The organism is Borborobacter xinjiangensis, assembly GCF_047739745.1.
Lineage (GTDB): Bacteria > Pseudomonadota > Alphaproteobacteria > Rhizobiales > Rhizobiaceae > Pseudaminobacter.
The window spans coordinates 26,337-40,443 of record NZ_JBLLVA010000012.1; the positions used below are offsets into that span (position 1 = coordinate 26,337).

Sequence of the window (14,107 nt, forward strand, 5' to 3'; positions counted from 1 at the left end):
CAGCTCGAATCCGGCTCACATAGTTTGGACATTGCTCTTTGCCAGCCTTCGGAACCTCTATCAGTGTTGGCCAACCTGGGAGTTGAATGGTGAAGCGTTTCCAAAAGGCCAAGGGCGTGCTACGTCACGCCATGCGCGACCAGTGGCCTTCAATCCGTTACGCGGAGTGGCGCGAGACCTGCACGGCGCTGCACCTATGGTGCCAGATCATAGGCAAGTATCGGCTCGCCCACACGCCATGGCTAAACCATTCCTGGCATGCCACTCTGTACGTCACGCCGCGCGGCCTCACCACAGGGCCTGTTCCGGATCGTGACGCGTTGGTGACCGTCAGCCTAGACTTCTGCGACTACGCTTTGGTGGTTGAGGCAGAAGGAGGCGCGCGCGAATCCTTTCCGCTTCAACCCATGAGCGTCGCCGACTTCTTCGCCGCGACCAAGGCTGCCATCCGGACGGTAGGCGGCCAGCCGACAATGCATGATTTCCCGAACGAAGTGGCTGACGCGGTGCCGTTCGCGGACGACGCTGCAGCAAGGCCCTATGACGCGGAGGCCGTTCGCCGCTTCCACCAGGCGCTGGTCAGCGTATCGCGGGTGTTTGAACAGTTCCGCACCGGCTTTGTCGGCAAGGTATCGCCTGTGCATCTCTTCTGGGGTTCCTTCGATCTTGCAGTCACTCGCTTTTCCGGGCGGAAAGCTCCGCTGCATCCGGGCGGGGTGCCGAACCTGCCAGACAGCGTATCGCGGGAGGCCTACAGCCACGAAGTGTCTTCGGCGGGGTTCTGGCCAGGAGGCTTAGGCGCGGAGGACGCGATGTTCTACTCCTATGCCTATCCTGTACCCGACGGCTTTGTGGAACGGAAGGTGGAGCCTGACGAAGCGTGGTTCGACCGCGAGTTGGGCGAGTTCCTCCTTCCTTATGAGACTGTGCGCCAGAGCAGCGATCCCGTAGGGACGCTGCTGCGCTTTCTGGAGTCCACCTACCGCGCGGCCGCGGATGCAGGGGAGTGGCCGCGAACCGAACTGGAATGTGAGCAAGGCAAACCGGGATCACCGCGGCGTGTATAGCTACGTAGCGGATGGCTTTGAAGCGGAAATGGGAGCAACGCGGTCCTCTCGAAATCCCGTTGAAGTCTTGTGTCCTGCAGCCCGAGAATCGGCTATCAGGGCCGCAACGTCGGCCGCCGGCCTGGGCCTGCTGAACAGATAGCCCTGAACCTCTGTGCATCCCTCCGCCCGCAGGCGCTCGAGTTGGTCATGGGTCTCCACGCCTTCTGCGGTGGTGGAAATACCAAGACTGACGCCAAGACTGGTCACGGCTCTTATGATTGCCACCGCTTCCTTTCTTTCTGAGAGCTCGCGTACAAAAGACTGATCGATCTTAATCTTGTCGAAGGGGAATTTATGCAGGTAGCCGAGTGACGAGTAGCCAGTGCCGAAATCGTCCATCGAAATCCGTACGCCCAAGCTTCTGAACTGGTGAAGGGTGGCAAGGTTGTCGTCATTGTCCTGCAACAGGACGGATTCGGTGATTTCCAGTTCAAGTCGGCTTGCATCCAACCCCGAGGAGGCCAGAGCGCTTACGACTGCGGAGAGGAGATTGCGGCTTCTGAACTGTGCCGGCGAGAGATTTACGGCAACATGCAAATGTTCTGGCCAAGTCGCTGCCTCCTTGCAGGCCTGACGCAGCACCCACTCACCGATCTGGACAATAAGCCCGATCTCTTCCGCCAGCGTGATGAACTCCGCCGGCGAGACCATGCCCCGCTCAGGGTGATGCCAACGCAGCAGCGCCTCGAAGCCGGTGATCGCGTTCGACCGGACATTCACCAGTGGTTGATAGAACAGCTCGAACTCGCCGCTGGCGAGCGCCTTGCGCAGATCGAGCTCGAGCAAACGGCGCGCCTGCAACCGCGCGTCCATCTCATGTTCGAAGAAGCGAAACGTATTGCGGCCGTCCGACTTGGCCCGGTAAAGCGCCATGTCAGCGTTCTTCAGCAGTATGTCCGGTTCGAGGCCATTTTCCGGCGCCACAGCGACACCGATGCTGGTGCCGATTACTATTTGCTGCCCGTCGATTTCGTAGGGCTTGCTGAGGGCCTCAATCAAGCAAACCGCGATGTCGCTGGCGGCGGTGGGGCCGGGGATGGAGGATCCAATTACCGCGAACTCGTCGCCACCTAGACGGGCGGCAAAGTCGGCTTCGCGCAAGCTGCCCTGGAGACGTCCGGCCACCGCCTGCAGCAGCTTGTCGCCGACCGGATGCCCTAGCGTGTCGTTCACGCTCTTGAAATGATCCAGGTCGAGGCACAGAACTGCAAGGGCCTCGCCGTTTCGCTGTGCGCGAACCAAGGCCTCCTCCAGGCGCTCGCGGAAGAGAACCCGATTTGGAAGGTTCGTCAGCGCATCATGATGCGCCATATGGACGATGCGGGCTTCCGCCTTGCGTTGCTCGGTCACGTCGATGACTGCAGCAAGGATTGCCCGACGTCCCTCGATGGTGAGCACACGCAGATAAGGATACACATCGATTGTGGTGCCGTCCGCCTTCAAATGGTGCCACGCACGACCGGGCTCATAGGCTTCGGCGACATTCTCGAGCACACGGCGAGCTGCGTCCCGTTCGTTGGCCGGCCGAATATCGAAGACTGACATGTCGAGAAATCGTTCGCGGCTGTAGCCGTAGTGCTGCACCGCTGCGTCATTGACCTGCAGGAAGCGGAAGGTATCGGCATCGAACAGCCACATCGGCACCGGATTGCCTTCGAACAGCAACCGAAACGATTCCTCCTTCGCCTTGATGTCACCAATGTCGGTCAAGGTGATTGAAAGCAGATCACCGATCGGCACCACGCCGACCTTGAAATGGCGCAGCTCACCTTCGACCGGATAGGTTGTCTCGAAGGATTTGCGCGCGCCCGTAGCCAGGGCAACCGACAAATGCTCTCTGATCCCGTATTGCTCAGGCCACAGATTGGTCTCGGTGAGCCGTTTCCACTGCAGCGCTTCGCGTGGCATGCCCATCAACCGCGTGGCGCCGTCGTTCAAGGCGATGATTTGAAAATCAATCGGCTCTCCGCTGGCGTCGCGAACCGCTGCAAGCGCCAGCATCCCCTCGTCTGTCGAGGCAAAGATCGTGTCGACGAGGCTGTAGCGGGACACATGTTCCTTGATGCAGACGAGGAGGATCGGCCGTCCCCACCTGCTTGCCAGTGGCAGCGCCATGACGTCGAACGTTACCACGGCGCCATCGAGCACCTTGTGCGCGACCGACCGCGCCGGCGCTTGCTGTCGCAATGCGGGCTCGATGACGCTGGTCAACGCAAGTGCGCAGTCGGGCTGGATTTGGCACAGCCATTGACGCTTGGCTGTGATGCCAAGCCATTTCTGGAAGATTTCGCCGATCCTGATAACTTCAAAGCCATCATCGCCGTCCTGTCGGACAACAGCGATCTGCTCATTTATGCGGCCGAGACCACCGAGTGCGACGTCCTCATAGGCCGGCAGCGTCTCTCCGTCCTTGAGCGCCGACCGCCATCGGCGTAGCAAAAGCTCGACTTCGAGGGTTTCAACCGATCCGAAGGGAGCTTCATGATCACGAAGTCGCGCCGAAACAGCGAGCATGAACCTGGCCTTTCGCAAGAGTGTCAGGCCCGACCTGTATCGAAAAATCGCCGCGCCAAACCGCTCCTTACCAACGCCGTTGCTAACAAAATCTAACCTGTGATGCCGAAGATGCAGCGCGACGTGTTCCGTGCTAAGCATTAGCTGATTTCGGCATTTTGAACCTTTCCAGGTGGCCATGATCCGAATTGGTCCGATCTCGCCGACGCCGAAGCACAATGTCTTGTCGAAGCGGTCGGTCCATGTCTGCTGACCGTTCATCACATCGGTTCAACGGCGATCCGGGCATTCCCGCCAAGCCGATATTGGGCCTTATGCCTGTCGTCAGCAGTCTTGCGGCGCCGAAGCTCGCCAGCGCGCGATAGAAGCGCTTGCTTACGAATGGTGGCGAGAACTGGGTTTGTCGGGACGGCGCTATTGCTCGAAAGCCAATGAAGCGGGACGCGGAATTATCCAGCTCCATTGCTATGCGGACGGCTCGCCTGAAACCGCACGGCATCTGGCGTTCCGCCACTATCTTCGTGAAAACCCAAAAAATTGCGGCCGAATACGATCGGGTGAAGTTAGCTTGCCAGAGCCAGCACCCTGACGACCCCATGCTTACGGCGACTCCAAGGGGGCCTCGATCAGGCAGGCAGAGCAGATGCGCTTGAGTGGTATAAGATCGGCTGATCAGAACGACGTTCTATGTCCGCTTACCATACTTATGTGACTTGAAATAGTCTTTCGCTCGCAATGAGATGAGTAGCGATTGGTGGCATTTGCCACTTGGTGCCGTGCTTGCTGCCAATATGGCGCATGATCTCCGCGAGAATGCTGCACGCCGTCCGGATAACGATGCCTGTGCGGTGGTGCCGACGGTGTCCAACCAAATGCGGTTGAACCCCTTGAAACGACGTCAAACTGTTCTTCGCGGCTGGATGTTGTATATTGGATAAAGGGTCGAACCCAGAGGGGGCCCTGATGATCATCACGTTATGGCTTGAGAACTTAGGGCTAGGGCAGTACGGGCCGGCCTTCGAAGCGAATGCGATCGACGTTGAGATGCTGCCCAAACTCACCGCAGAAGATCTCAAGGAGATTGGGGTAGCAGCGCTCGCCCACCGCAAAAAGATTCTCGAAGCGGCCGCAATACTTGCCGGGGCCTCCGATGTTGAGAATGAGTGCTTCGATGCACATCGATCCGCCCGCGATCCACCACGCGCCCTTGCCCGGCCGCGAGCGGCCGAACGGCGGCAGTTGACCGTGATTTTCATCGACCTCGTCGGCTCGACTGGCTTGGCCACGCAGCTTGATCCCGAGGAAATGAGCCGGCTGCTAAGACAGTTCCAAAATGCCGTTGCTGGTGATGTCGTCCGCTTCAACGGCTATATCGCCAAGTTGATGGGAGATGGGGTGCTCGCCTATTTCGGCTGGCCACAGGCGCATGAAGATGAAGCTGAACGCGCGGTTCGGGCCGGGCTGTCGGTCATCGAAACCGTCAAGGCATTAACCACGCCAGATGGTCGTCCGCTTTCGGTTCGCATTGGGATCGCGACAGGGCTTGTCGTGGTGGGGGACCTGACTGGCAACGGCCCCCTTCAGGAGAGCGAGGTGGTGGGTGAGACGCCAAATCTGGCCGCCCGCCTTCAGGCGCTCGCCGAGCCTGGAACGGTGCTGATTTCCGAACTCACGTATCGTTTGATCGGCAGACTGTTCGAAGTCAAACGCATCCGCCCCCAGAAACTGCATGGTTTCAACACCCCGACGATTTCCTATCAAGTCCTGGGGGAAGGCCGCGTCGAGAGCCGTTTTGATGCCCTCCATGCCGGAGGCACCGCTCCTCTTGTCGGGCGCGATCTTGATGTCGCGCTCCTACTTGATCGCTGGGAGCTCGCCAGATCTGGCGAGGGACAGGTTGTAGAGCTTTTTGGAGAGGCAGGCATTGGCAAATCGCGAATCCTCCAGGAACTTCGCGAGCGGTTAAAGGAGGAACCGATTACGATATCAGTCGATCTGACCCGCCGGAAAGGCAGTTGGCCTTTCTGGAGGAGGTGCTTGCCGTCACCCGTGACCCGCAACAGGCGATCCCGCTTATTGCGTCTTTGCTGTCGATTCCCACCGGTGACCGCTACCCCAACCTTGATTTGACGCCCCAGACGCAGAAAGCGCGCACGTTCGACGTTTTGATCGACCAATTAGAGGCACTGGCCCGAAACAGGCCGGTTCTCATGCTGCTTGAGGATGCGCATCATCTCGATCCGACATCCGCCGAACTCTTCGACCGGATCGTGGATCAGGCGCAGCAGCTGCCAATCATGCTAATCGCAACGCAGCGGCTGGAAGGCATGGTCCGCTGGAACGGCCGCCCGCATGCAACGCTGCTGACATTGAATCGCTTAAGCCGTGCGCAAGCCGCCGCCATCATCGCGGGAATGACGGGAGGAAAGCGGCTTCCAGCCTCCCTGCTCGAGCAAATTTTGTCAAAAACCGAAGGAATACCCTTATTCGTTGAAGAGCTCACCAAGGTGATGCTGGAATCCGGCCTGCTGACGGAGCGCGGCGAGGCTCTTCAACTGACCGGACCGCTGCCGCCGCTTGCAGTCCCAGCAACGCTACACGACTCCTTGATGGCCCGCCTTGACCGGTTGGCATCGGTGAGGGAGGTCGCCCAGATCGGCGCTGTCATCGGGCGGGAGTTCAGTCATGAGTTGCTTGCCGCAGCTTCTCGGCTGCCGGCCGCCGAACTAACACGGGCAACAGGCCAGTTGGTCGCCGCCGGCCTGGTGTTTCGCAGGGGTGGAGCCGGACAGACGAGCTATGCATTCAAGCACGCGCTCGTTCAAGATGCTGCTTACGGGAGCCTTTTGTTAAGTCGCAGACAGCAACTGCATGCGGTTATAGCGCAAACTCTGGAGGAACGGTTTCCGGAAACCGTGGCGGCGGAACCCGAAGTGATCGCGCAGCACTTCGAACGCGCAGATCTTCGGGAAAAGGCGGTCGAATATTACGAGTTGGCAGGACGAGCGGCGCTCGCGCGTTCTTCACTGTCGGAAGCGCTGTTGCGTTTTCAGCGCGCACTGATGGGTCTTGAAGCCCTTTCGCCATCCAACGAGCGTTCACGGCGCGAACTGTCAATCCAGGTCGCCGTGGGCAGTGCGCAAGTCGCAGCACACGGTTTCGCGGCGTCGGAGACGGGTGCGGCGTACAGCCGTGCTGAGGTGCTATGCGTGGAATTGGGCGAAGTGCGCGAGCGGTTCCCCGTCCTATACGGGCTATGCCTCTATCACCTTTATGCCGCCGAGCTTCCGGAGGCTCGTCGAGCAGCAGACCAACTACTGGAGTTGGCCCGAACCAGCAACGACCGCAAGCTGTCGTTTTTTGCGCACCGAGCCGCCGGCGTAAGCGCGCTGCCGGCGGGCGAGTTCTCCCGTGCGCGGGCGCACTTGAAGGAAGCCTTGGCTCTATATGATGCCAATGAGCACCGTTCGCCAGCTTTCGTTTATGCCTTCGACCCTCATGTGGTGTGCCTGGACTATCTCGCGCGAACGATGTTGCCGCTCGGTTTCCCTGAGCAGGCACTCGCGGCCAACGATGAAGCGGTCGCGGAAGCCAGAAGGATCGGCCACCGCAATAGCCTCGCGCTGCCATTGTTCTTCGGAGGCGTGGTTCACCAAATCCTCGGCGATCGCGAGGGCGTGCAGGCGCGAGCATCCGAGCTTTCTCAGATCGCGGTCGAAGCCGGCTTTCGCTTTTGGCTTGCAGGCGCTGCCATCCTCCAGGCTTGGGCCGCTGCCGAAGGGGGCGATGTCGAAGGCGGGCGCAAGGCCTTGCAGCGAGCGCTTGAGGAGTGGAGAAGCACCGGGGCCAGATACATGTTGCCCTATTTTGGCGCTCTCCACGCCCAAATTGAGCTCAAGGCGGGCCAGGCGGACAAAGCCGTTCGTCTGCTTGAAGAGGCTTACCAGGCCATTGAGGGGACAGGCGAGCGGTGGTTTGCGGCGGAGGTGCTGCGCTTTCAGGGGGAGGCGTTGCTGAAGCTTGGACCGGCAAGATTGCCGTTGGCGAGAGAACGGTTCTCGGATTCGCTGGCCACGGCCCAAGCGCAGGGCGCCCGGCTTTGGGAGCTTCGCGCCGCGATCGGTCTGGCAAGAGCAAACAAGGCCGAGCCTTTAGCAGTGGCGCGTGTCGCCGGAATCTACTCAAGCCTTACAGAGGGCTTTTCTCTGCCGGACCTCAAGATTGCTCAGAGCATTAGCAAGAAACTGCAGCAGCAACTTTAAGCAGGCTTGGTCAACGGTGGATAACATGCAACGTCAGAGCGATGCCCCCTACTGCACGTCATTCAACAATCTGTTATTCAAGGCTGGCCCCGCTTCGAACGCTGTACTGAACATCACCTGCGGCATGCAGATTAGTTTCTGGTGTGCACCCCGCATCAGGAGCCGCACCGACAACGGGTGCCTACAGACCTGGTGGTGCTTTCACGGCTTGCGGTTACCGACCAGTTCGAACTTGCCGTCCCGCACTGCAATGATCGCTACTTCCTTGTCGGGTGCGCGCGTCCGGTCCGAGAAGTCTGCCTTTCCGGTCACTCCATCGAATTCGGTGATTGTGAATATGGCTTCGTTGATTGCCCTCGGGCTAAGTTCACTCGCTTCGTTCATCGCTTCTGCCATGAGATACACAGAATCATAACCGAGGCCGGCGAAAGCATTCTCGGGTGGGGCTCCATATTCCATCGCGTAGCTTTTAATAAACTCACCCGGCTTGCCGGACTTAATCATTGCCATATGCGTGGTGAAGTACAGGTTCTGAGCGTTCTTCACGCCGGCGTTCTTGAGCAGGCCAGGATTGTCAAAAGCGTCGCCCCCGATGATCGGCTGCGTGATACCAGCCTCGCGCGCCTGTCGCACAAAGGTGGCATCATCACCGGGGTTCATAGCTGCGTAGATCACGTCTGGCGGCGGCTCGATGCTGCGGATGCGGCTGATATGGACGGAATAGTCCGACTCGCCCGTGTGAAAGCTACTTTCGCCGAGAACTTTGCCACCCTTTTCTTCGAACCGCTGCCTGAAGAACTGAGCGATAGCACGAGTGTAGGCGAAGTCAGCGTCGCGCAGCAGGAAGGCAGACTTGGCACCAAGATCATTTACTGCAAAATCGGCAGCGACGAAGGCCTGGTAGTCGTCGCCAAACGGCATCATGTGACCGAACTCGCCCACCTGCTCGGGCAAATTCGGCACCGTACCGCCTGTATCCAGATATGGGATTCCTGCGTCCTGGGCGATCGGCGCGCTGGCCAGATAATACTCGGAATCGGTGACTCCGATAATGGCTGTGACTTTGTGTTCATGGACAAGCTGCAAGGCGGCATTGGCGATGTCCGCCAGCGTGCTCTTCCCATCGTAGTGGATGAGTTCGAGCGGCCTGCCATTTATGCCGCCTCCCTGATTGATTTTCTTGACGGCAAGCCGAGCCCCCTTGAGCGCTGGTTCCTCAAGGGCACGGTAAGACCCCGTCAGGCTGTAGATCGCTCCGATCCTGATTGGCTCTTCCGCTGAGACACCGCCAATGGCTAAGACAAGCCACACCGCAAATGTCAGGACAGCACGCCTCGTCAGATTCTGCTGCATATCGCCCTACCATCCTCTTGCCGATGGCCATGGCCAGTGGATGATTTGCCTCGAGGCTAGTTGTCACCTTGGATCTCGGCGCGCCGTCGCAGCTCCCGCTTGGCGCGGCGTGTCGATCGTTGAACAACCGACGTCCGTTTGATCCTCTCGCCGCTATGGCCGACCGACTATTCATCCGCGTCAGTCCGGTGTAAAAATCTACACCAAGGCTCTTCTCCGGACCAGTCAAATCAATCAGGGTGCGGGAAAGCTGATTGCGGTTTGACCACGGCGCGGCCCGGGAGTGAACCTGCTTAGGTCGACGTTCATGCTCGCCGATCGTCTCCGGAGAGCAGCGAAGCTCGGGGGAGACCAGCGGAATCCCACAACGCCGAGATATGTCGAATTGCAGATTGCGGGAAGTAGCGCGTTGGAGCCCTTGAGCATCCCGCTGTAACGTCAACGGGCATGCCACATGTGCGCTTCCGTTCGCGAAAGGCGATCTGGATGTCAGTCCAGCTGGGACTTCGTGGACGCCTGCTTTTGGCGTTTTTTGGAATCAGCGCTGTCTTCGCGCTCGGCGCCGCTGTGGCGATGTACTCGTTCCTGGAGATCGGGAAGGGTCTCGACCGTATCACACAGCGACGAATTCCCTCGGCTTTTGGGTCTCTGGAACTCTCGCGCCAAGCCGAACGGATCGTAGCAGCAGCGCCGCCCTTGCTGACTGCCAGCTCTCCCGAGGAGCGCAAGCAACTCTGGGGCACGGTGGCCGCCGACATCGAGCGCCTAAAGCTGTGGCTGGTCGACATAAAGACAAGTGAAAGTGAGAGCTTCTCTCGCTCGGGCATCGAGCCCGCCGTGGAACGGCTGCACGCCAATCTCGCTTCACTCGACACTCTCGTCGGCCGGCGCCTGTCGATTGCTGAACAGAAGAAGGAGTTGCTTTCCCGGCTGTCCAAGACGAACGCCACGACGCAACGTCTGCTGCTTCCGCAGATTGCAATGACGCGCACAAAAATCCTTCAGTTACGGCAACCGCTGGATGACCCTAACGTCGCAGCTGACGAGCGCACCGCGACTGCAAGCGATCTATCCCAGACAATACAAGCCTTTATCGGGCTGCAGCAGGCGCAGGCTGCGGCGTCCGCAATCAACGACCTTTTGCTCAAGGCCGCCTCTGCCGAAAAACGCAAAGACTTGTTGGTGCTGTACTATCCGCTGAACGACATGCTGGCCATCTTCGAACGGTTGGTTACTCATGACCTATGGGTCGGCACCGCGGCCAGCCTGGATCCGAGTTTGCGTCCGCACCTAGTTTCCCGGCTCGATGAATTCCGCGACATCGTCGCAACGACCCCAGGATTGCGTGATCGCGAGTTCGAAATAGTAGCCAGAGGCGAGCGGTTGCTGAAGGACAACGTGCTGCTGTCCGGCAATCTCACTGCGGGCGTGGACCTGCTGGTTTCGCGCGCAAAAGAGGACATTGCCAAAGCTAGCCGCGAAGCCTCCGTGGCACGACAATTCAGCACCAATGTCCTTATTGCGGCGGTCGCTTTGAGCCTTGTCGGTTCGATCCTCATCGTCTGGCTCTACGTCGGACGCAACGTGATCGCGCGCTTGACCGCACTTAGCGACAGCATGCAGGCGATCGCCGGTGGGAACCTCAAGGCCGCACTCCCGGCGGATGGGGCCGACGAGATCGGCCGCATGAGTCATGCGCTTATCGTTTTCCGCGACACGGCCGTAGAGGTCGAGGAAAAGAACCTGCGTGAGGTGGCCGAGGCCCGTCAACGCCTCATTGACGCAATAGAGAGCATTTCGGAGGGTTTCGCGCTTTACGACGCGGAAGACCGGCTCGTCCTCTGTAACAGCCGCTATCGTGAAATCCTCTATCCGGGCATGGACAATGCCGTGGTATCCGGAGCCCGTTTTGAGGCGATTATCCGTGCAGCTGCAGAAAGTGGTCTTATCCAAGATGCAATCGGTCGCGAGGGGGAGTGGATTGCAGAGCGGCTGGAAGCGCATCGCAATCCAACCGGAACGCTCATCCAATACCGCAGTCATCGTCGTTGGATTCAAGTGAATGAGCGGCGGATTGCCGGAGGCGACACGGTTGCCGTCTACACCGACATAACCGAACTCAAACGCCACGAAGCGGAGCTTGAGATCGCACGTGATGAAGCCATGGCCGCAACACAGGCTAAAAGCAAGTTCCTCGCCAATATGAGCCACGAACTTAGGACGCCGCTCAATTCTGTTTTGGGCTTCACTGAACTGCTGGTTGACGGGATTTACGGCGAGCTGCCGGAAAGGGCCAAAGCGACCGTGTCGCGCGTGCAGGAAAACGGCCGTCACCTTCTGGGCCTCATCAACGATGTGCTCGATCTTTCAAAGATCGAAGCAGGCCAGCTTACGCTCACCCTCGAAGACTATTCAGTGGGGCAGATCGTTCGATCGGCGGTTACGGCGGTGGAGCCGCTGGCGCGTTCAAAGGGGCTTGCGCTCGCTGCGACCGTCCCTGGACATCTCCCGCTGGGCCGTGGTGACGAACGCCGTCTGACACAGGTCCTTCTCAATTTGGCGGGCAATGCCGTCAAATTCACCGAGAGAGGCGGGGTCGACATTCTTGCCGATGTTGTCAACGGACATTTCGAGATAACCGTACGGGATACGGGTCCCGGAATCGCACCCGAAGACCAGGCGCTCATCTTCGAGGAATTCCAGCAGGTCGACAGCAGCAGCACCCGGCAGAAGGGTGGCACGGGTCTTGGCCTCGCGATCTCGAAGCGCTTCGTCGAAATGCACGGTGGAACAATATGCGTGGATTCGGTGCCCGGTGCCGGCTCGACCTTCCGTATGACGATACCGATCAACGCAGAGGAGCGCGTGAAGGCGGCATGAGCAAACGAATCTTGATAGTGGAGGACACGGAGGACAACCGTCAAATCGTGCGCGACCTCATCGCCACAACCGACTTCGAACTGATCGAGGCGGTAGACGGTGCTGCAGGCGTAGCTGCTGCGGCGGCCCAGATGCCGGACCTTATCCTCATGGACATTCAGCTTCCTGTGTTGGACGGGTATGAAGCTGCTCGCCGCATAAAGGCGGATCCGGCGATCCGGCATATTCCGATAATCGCCGTCACCTCTTACGCGTTGTCGGGCGACGAGGCCAAGGCCATTGCTGCTGGGTGCGATGGTTACGTTGCCAAGCCATTCAGTCCGCGCCGATTGCTGGCAATGATCAATGAATTTCTGTCTTAGGAGGCTCCACTTGCACGATCCGCCTCGCATTCTCGCTGTCGATGATACGCCTGAAAATCTCGAAATCGTGCGCATGCGCCTGGAGGCGAACGGTTACGAAGTGGTGACCGCCGGAGACGGCGAACAGGGTCTCGCGGAAGCGCGCGTCCTAAAACCTGATCTGATCCTGCTGGACGTTATGATGCCGAGGCTTGACGGCATTAGCGTTGTGCGCGAACTCAAACAGGACGTGTCGTTGCGGTCGATTCCGGTCATCCTTGTAACTGCTAAAGCTGATACGCGAGATGTCGTCGAGGGATTGGACGCCGGCGGCGACGACTATTTGACCAAACCGTTCGAGCACCGGGCGCTGCTTGCGCGAGTGCGGTCGATGCTACGCCAGAAGGCGCTTCACGATACCATCGAGAGCCAGGCGCGCAGCCTCGTGGATCAGGCGGAGCAGTTGGCGGCGTGGAACCGATCCCTCGAACAAACCGTGGCGGAGCAGGTGACGGAGATCGAGCGGATGAGCCGACTGCGACGGTTTCTGCCCGCAGAAGTCGCCGATCTCATCATGGCAGCGGGCAACGGAGACCGGCTTCTCGAAAGCCATCGTCGCGAGGTGACCGTCGTCTTTTGCGATTTGCGTGGTTTTACTGCCTTCGCCGAGACGTCCGAACCTGAAGAGGTGATGACAGTTCTTGGCGAGTATCACTCTTGTCTGGGCAAACAAATCACCCGACACGGGGGGACTTTGGAACGGTTCGTTGGCGACGGCCTATTGGTCGTTTTCAACGATCCGCTGCCTTGCGCCGAGCACACCGAGCGGGCCGTCTTAATGGCTGCGGCAATGCGTGACGCAATTGACGAGCATTCAGAGCGGTGGCGCAAGCGAGATCACTTGCTTGGATTTGGCATCGGCATCGCCCGGGGCCACGCAACCATCGGACAGATCGGATTCGATCAGCGCTCCGATTATGCTGTCATCGGCACTGTTCCGAACCATGCGGCGCGATTGTGCCACGAGGCCAAATCGGGGCAGATCCTTGTCAGCCAACGGGTCCTCGGCATTGTGGAATCATTGGTTGAGTCGGCTCCTGTCGGCGAATTGATGTTGAAAGGCTTTCACCGCCCGATGTTGGCATACGAGATTATCCGGTGGCTTGGCTGACATACTGGCGACAGCCGCGAGTTTTTCCCCGATCCGGACCGACAGGTTCGGGCGGCGATGACAAAAGAGCGGCCGGCAAGAGGACGGAACCTAAGCGGACTCCTTCTGATGTTCACATGCTTTTTCGCACAGAGCCCGAAATCCTTCGACTTCTTCTACGGTCAAATGCTCGATTCCGATGAAACGGTTACGACCGCTGCTAACGCGTATGAGCTCGTCCAGTTTGGCCTGGACAGCCGTACCATCTCGATTCTGGGTATTTTGAATCAGGAACACCATCAGGAAGGTGATAATAGTCGTTCCTGTGTTGATGATCAGCTGCCAAGTGTCGGAAAAGTGGAAGAATGGGCCAGTAGCCGCCCAAACGACAACAATCGAGACGCAGGCTGTAAACGTGGCTGGGTTGCCTGCGCCTCGAGCAATAACGTTAGCAGCGGCGGTGAAGACCTTCTGAACTGTCATTGGCGTGACCGGAGA

At 59.1% G+C, this 14,107-nt stretch carries 10 protein-coding genes; 7 read left to right on the plus strand and 3 right to left on the minus strand.

All coding sequences use genetic code 11. From position 1 onward, the window contains the following. The first annotated feature begins 86 nt into the window (after nt 1-86). Complete coding sequence (locus ACLKMW_RS14185; protein ID WP_415725109.1) at nt 87-1,067, plus strand: DUF5996 family protein; 981 nt, start codon at nt 87-89, stop codon at nt 1,065-1,067. Here the strand turns inward: ACLKMW_RS14185 and ACLKMW_RS14190 are convergent, their stop codons facing one another. Continuing rightward, the gene (locus tag ACLKMW_RS14190) at nt 1,068-3,623 is read right to left on the minus strand and encodes a putative bifunctional diguanylate cyclase/phosphodiesterase (RefSeq protein WP_415725110.1); all 2,556 of its coding nucleotides are present in this window, start codon (nt 3,621-3,623) and stop codon (nt 1,068-1,070) included. A gap of 304 nt (nt 3,624-3,927) precedes the next feature. Between ACLKMW_RS14190 and ACLKMW_RS14195 the strand changes: the two genes are divergently transcribed. From ACLKMW_RS14195 to ACLKMW_RS14205, 3 genes are all read left to right on the plus strand, one after another. Next, complete coding sequence (locus ACLKMW_RS14195) at nt 3,928-4,212, plus strand: GrpB family protein (protein ID WP_415725224.1); 285 nt, start codon at nt 3,928-3,930, stop codon at nt 4,210-4,212. 374 nt (nt 4,213-4,586) lie between these two features. After that, nucleotides 4,587-5,753: an adenylate/guanylate cyclase domain-containing protein gene (locus ACLKMW_RS14200; protein ID WP_415725111.1), complete on the plus strand. Its 1,167-nt coding sequence runs from the start codon at nt 4,587-4,589 to the stop codon at nt 5,751-5,753. Continuing rightward, complete coding sequence (locus ACLKMW_RS14205) at nt 5,639-7,885, plus strand: ATP-binding protein (protein ID WP_415725112.1); 2,247 nt, start codon at nt 5,639-5,641, stop codon at nt 7,883-7,885. Before ACLKMW_RS14200 ends, ACLKMW_RS14205 begins: the two co-directional genes overlap by 115 nt. Nucleotides 7,886-8,086: 201 nt before the next feature. Here the strand turns inward: ACLKMW_RS14205 and ACLKMW_RS14210 are convergent, their stop codons facing one another. After that, nucleotides 8,087-9,238: an ABC transporter substrate-binding protein gene (locus tag ACLKMW_RS14210; RefSeq protein ID WP_415725113.1), complete on the minus strand. Its 1,152-nt coding sequence runs from the start codon at nt 9,236-9,238 to the stop codon at nt 8,087-8,089. A gap of 447 nt (nt 9,239-9,685) precedes the next feature. Here ACLKMW_RS14210 and ACLKMW_RS14215 point away from each other — a divergent pair, with 447 nt between their 5' ends. From ACLKMW_RS14215 to ACLKMW_RS14225, 3 genes are read left to right on the plus strand one after another with little or no spacing between them, the layout of a single operon-like run. Then, the gene (locus tag ACLKMW_RS14215; protein ID WP_415725114.1) at nt 9,686-12,118 is read left to right on the plus strand and encodes an ATP-binding protein; all 2,433 of its coding nucleotides are present in this window, start codon (nt 9,686-9,688) and stop codon (nt 12,116-12,118) included. Next, complete coding sequence (locus ACLKMW_RS14220) at nt 12,115-12,480, plus strand: response regulator (protein ID WP_415725115.1); 366 nt, start codon at nt 12,115-12,117, stop codon at nt 12,478-12,480. Before ACLKMW_RS14215 ends, ACLKMW_RS14220 begins: the two co-directional genes overlap by 4 nt. Nucleotides 12,481-12,490: 10 nt before the next feature. Continuing rightward, nucleotides 12,491-13,630, plus strand: a complete 1,140-nt coding sequence (locus tag ACLKMW_RS14225) for an adenylate/guanylate cyclase domain-containing protein (RefSeq protein WP_415725116.1) — start codon at nt 12,491-12,493, stop codon at nt 13,628-13,630. Between the two features lie 90 nt (nt 13,631-13,720). On the opposite strand, the gene ACLKMW_RS14230 is transcribed toward ACLKMW_RS14225, so the two are convergent. Next, complete coding sequence (locus ACLKMW_RS14230; RefSeq protein ID WP_415725117.1) at nt 13,721-14,092, minus strand: low affinity iron permease family protein; 372 nt, start codon at nt 14,090-14,092, stop codon at nt 13,721-13,723. Nucleotides 14,093-14,107: the final 15 nt, after the last annotated feature.

Excerpts from the sequence above, each read along its gene's own strand:
- ACLKMW_RS14185 (WP_415725109.1), top strand. The coding sequence starts at position 87 with ATGGTGAAGCGTTTCCAAAAGGCCAAGGGCGTGCTACGTCACGCCATG.
- ACLKMW_RS14190 (WP_415725110.1), bottom strand. The coding sequence starts at position 3,623 with ATGCTCGCTGTTTCGGCGCGACTTCGTGATCATGAAGCTCCCTTCGGA.
- ACLKMW_RS14200 (WP_415725111.1), top strand. The coding sequence starts at position 4,587 with ATGATCATCACGTTATGGCTTGAGAACTTAGGGCTAGGGCAGTACGGG.
- ACLKMW_RS14210 (WP_415725113.1), bottom strand. The coding sequence starts at position 9,238 with ATGCAGCAGAATCTGACGAGGCGTGCTGTCCTGACATTTGCGGTGTGG.
- ACLKMW_RS14215 (WP_415725114.1), top strand. The coding sequence starts at position 9,686 with ATGCCACATGTGCGCTTCCGTTCGCGAAAGGCGATCTGGATGTCAGTC.
- ACLKMW_RS14220 (WP_415725115.1), top strand. The coding sequence starts at position 12,115 with ATGAGCAAACGAATCTTGATAGTGGAGGACACGGAGGACAACCGTCAA.
- ACLKMW_RS14230 (WP_415725117.1), bottom strand. The coding sequence starts at position 14,092 with ATGACAGTTCAGAAGGTCTTCACCGCCGCTGCTAACGTTATTGCTCGA.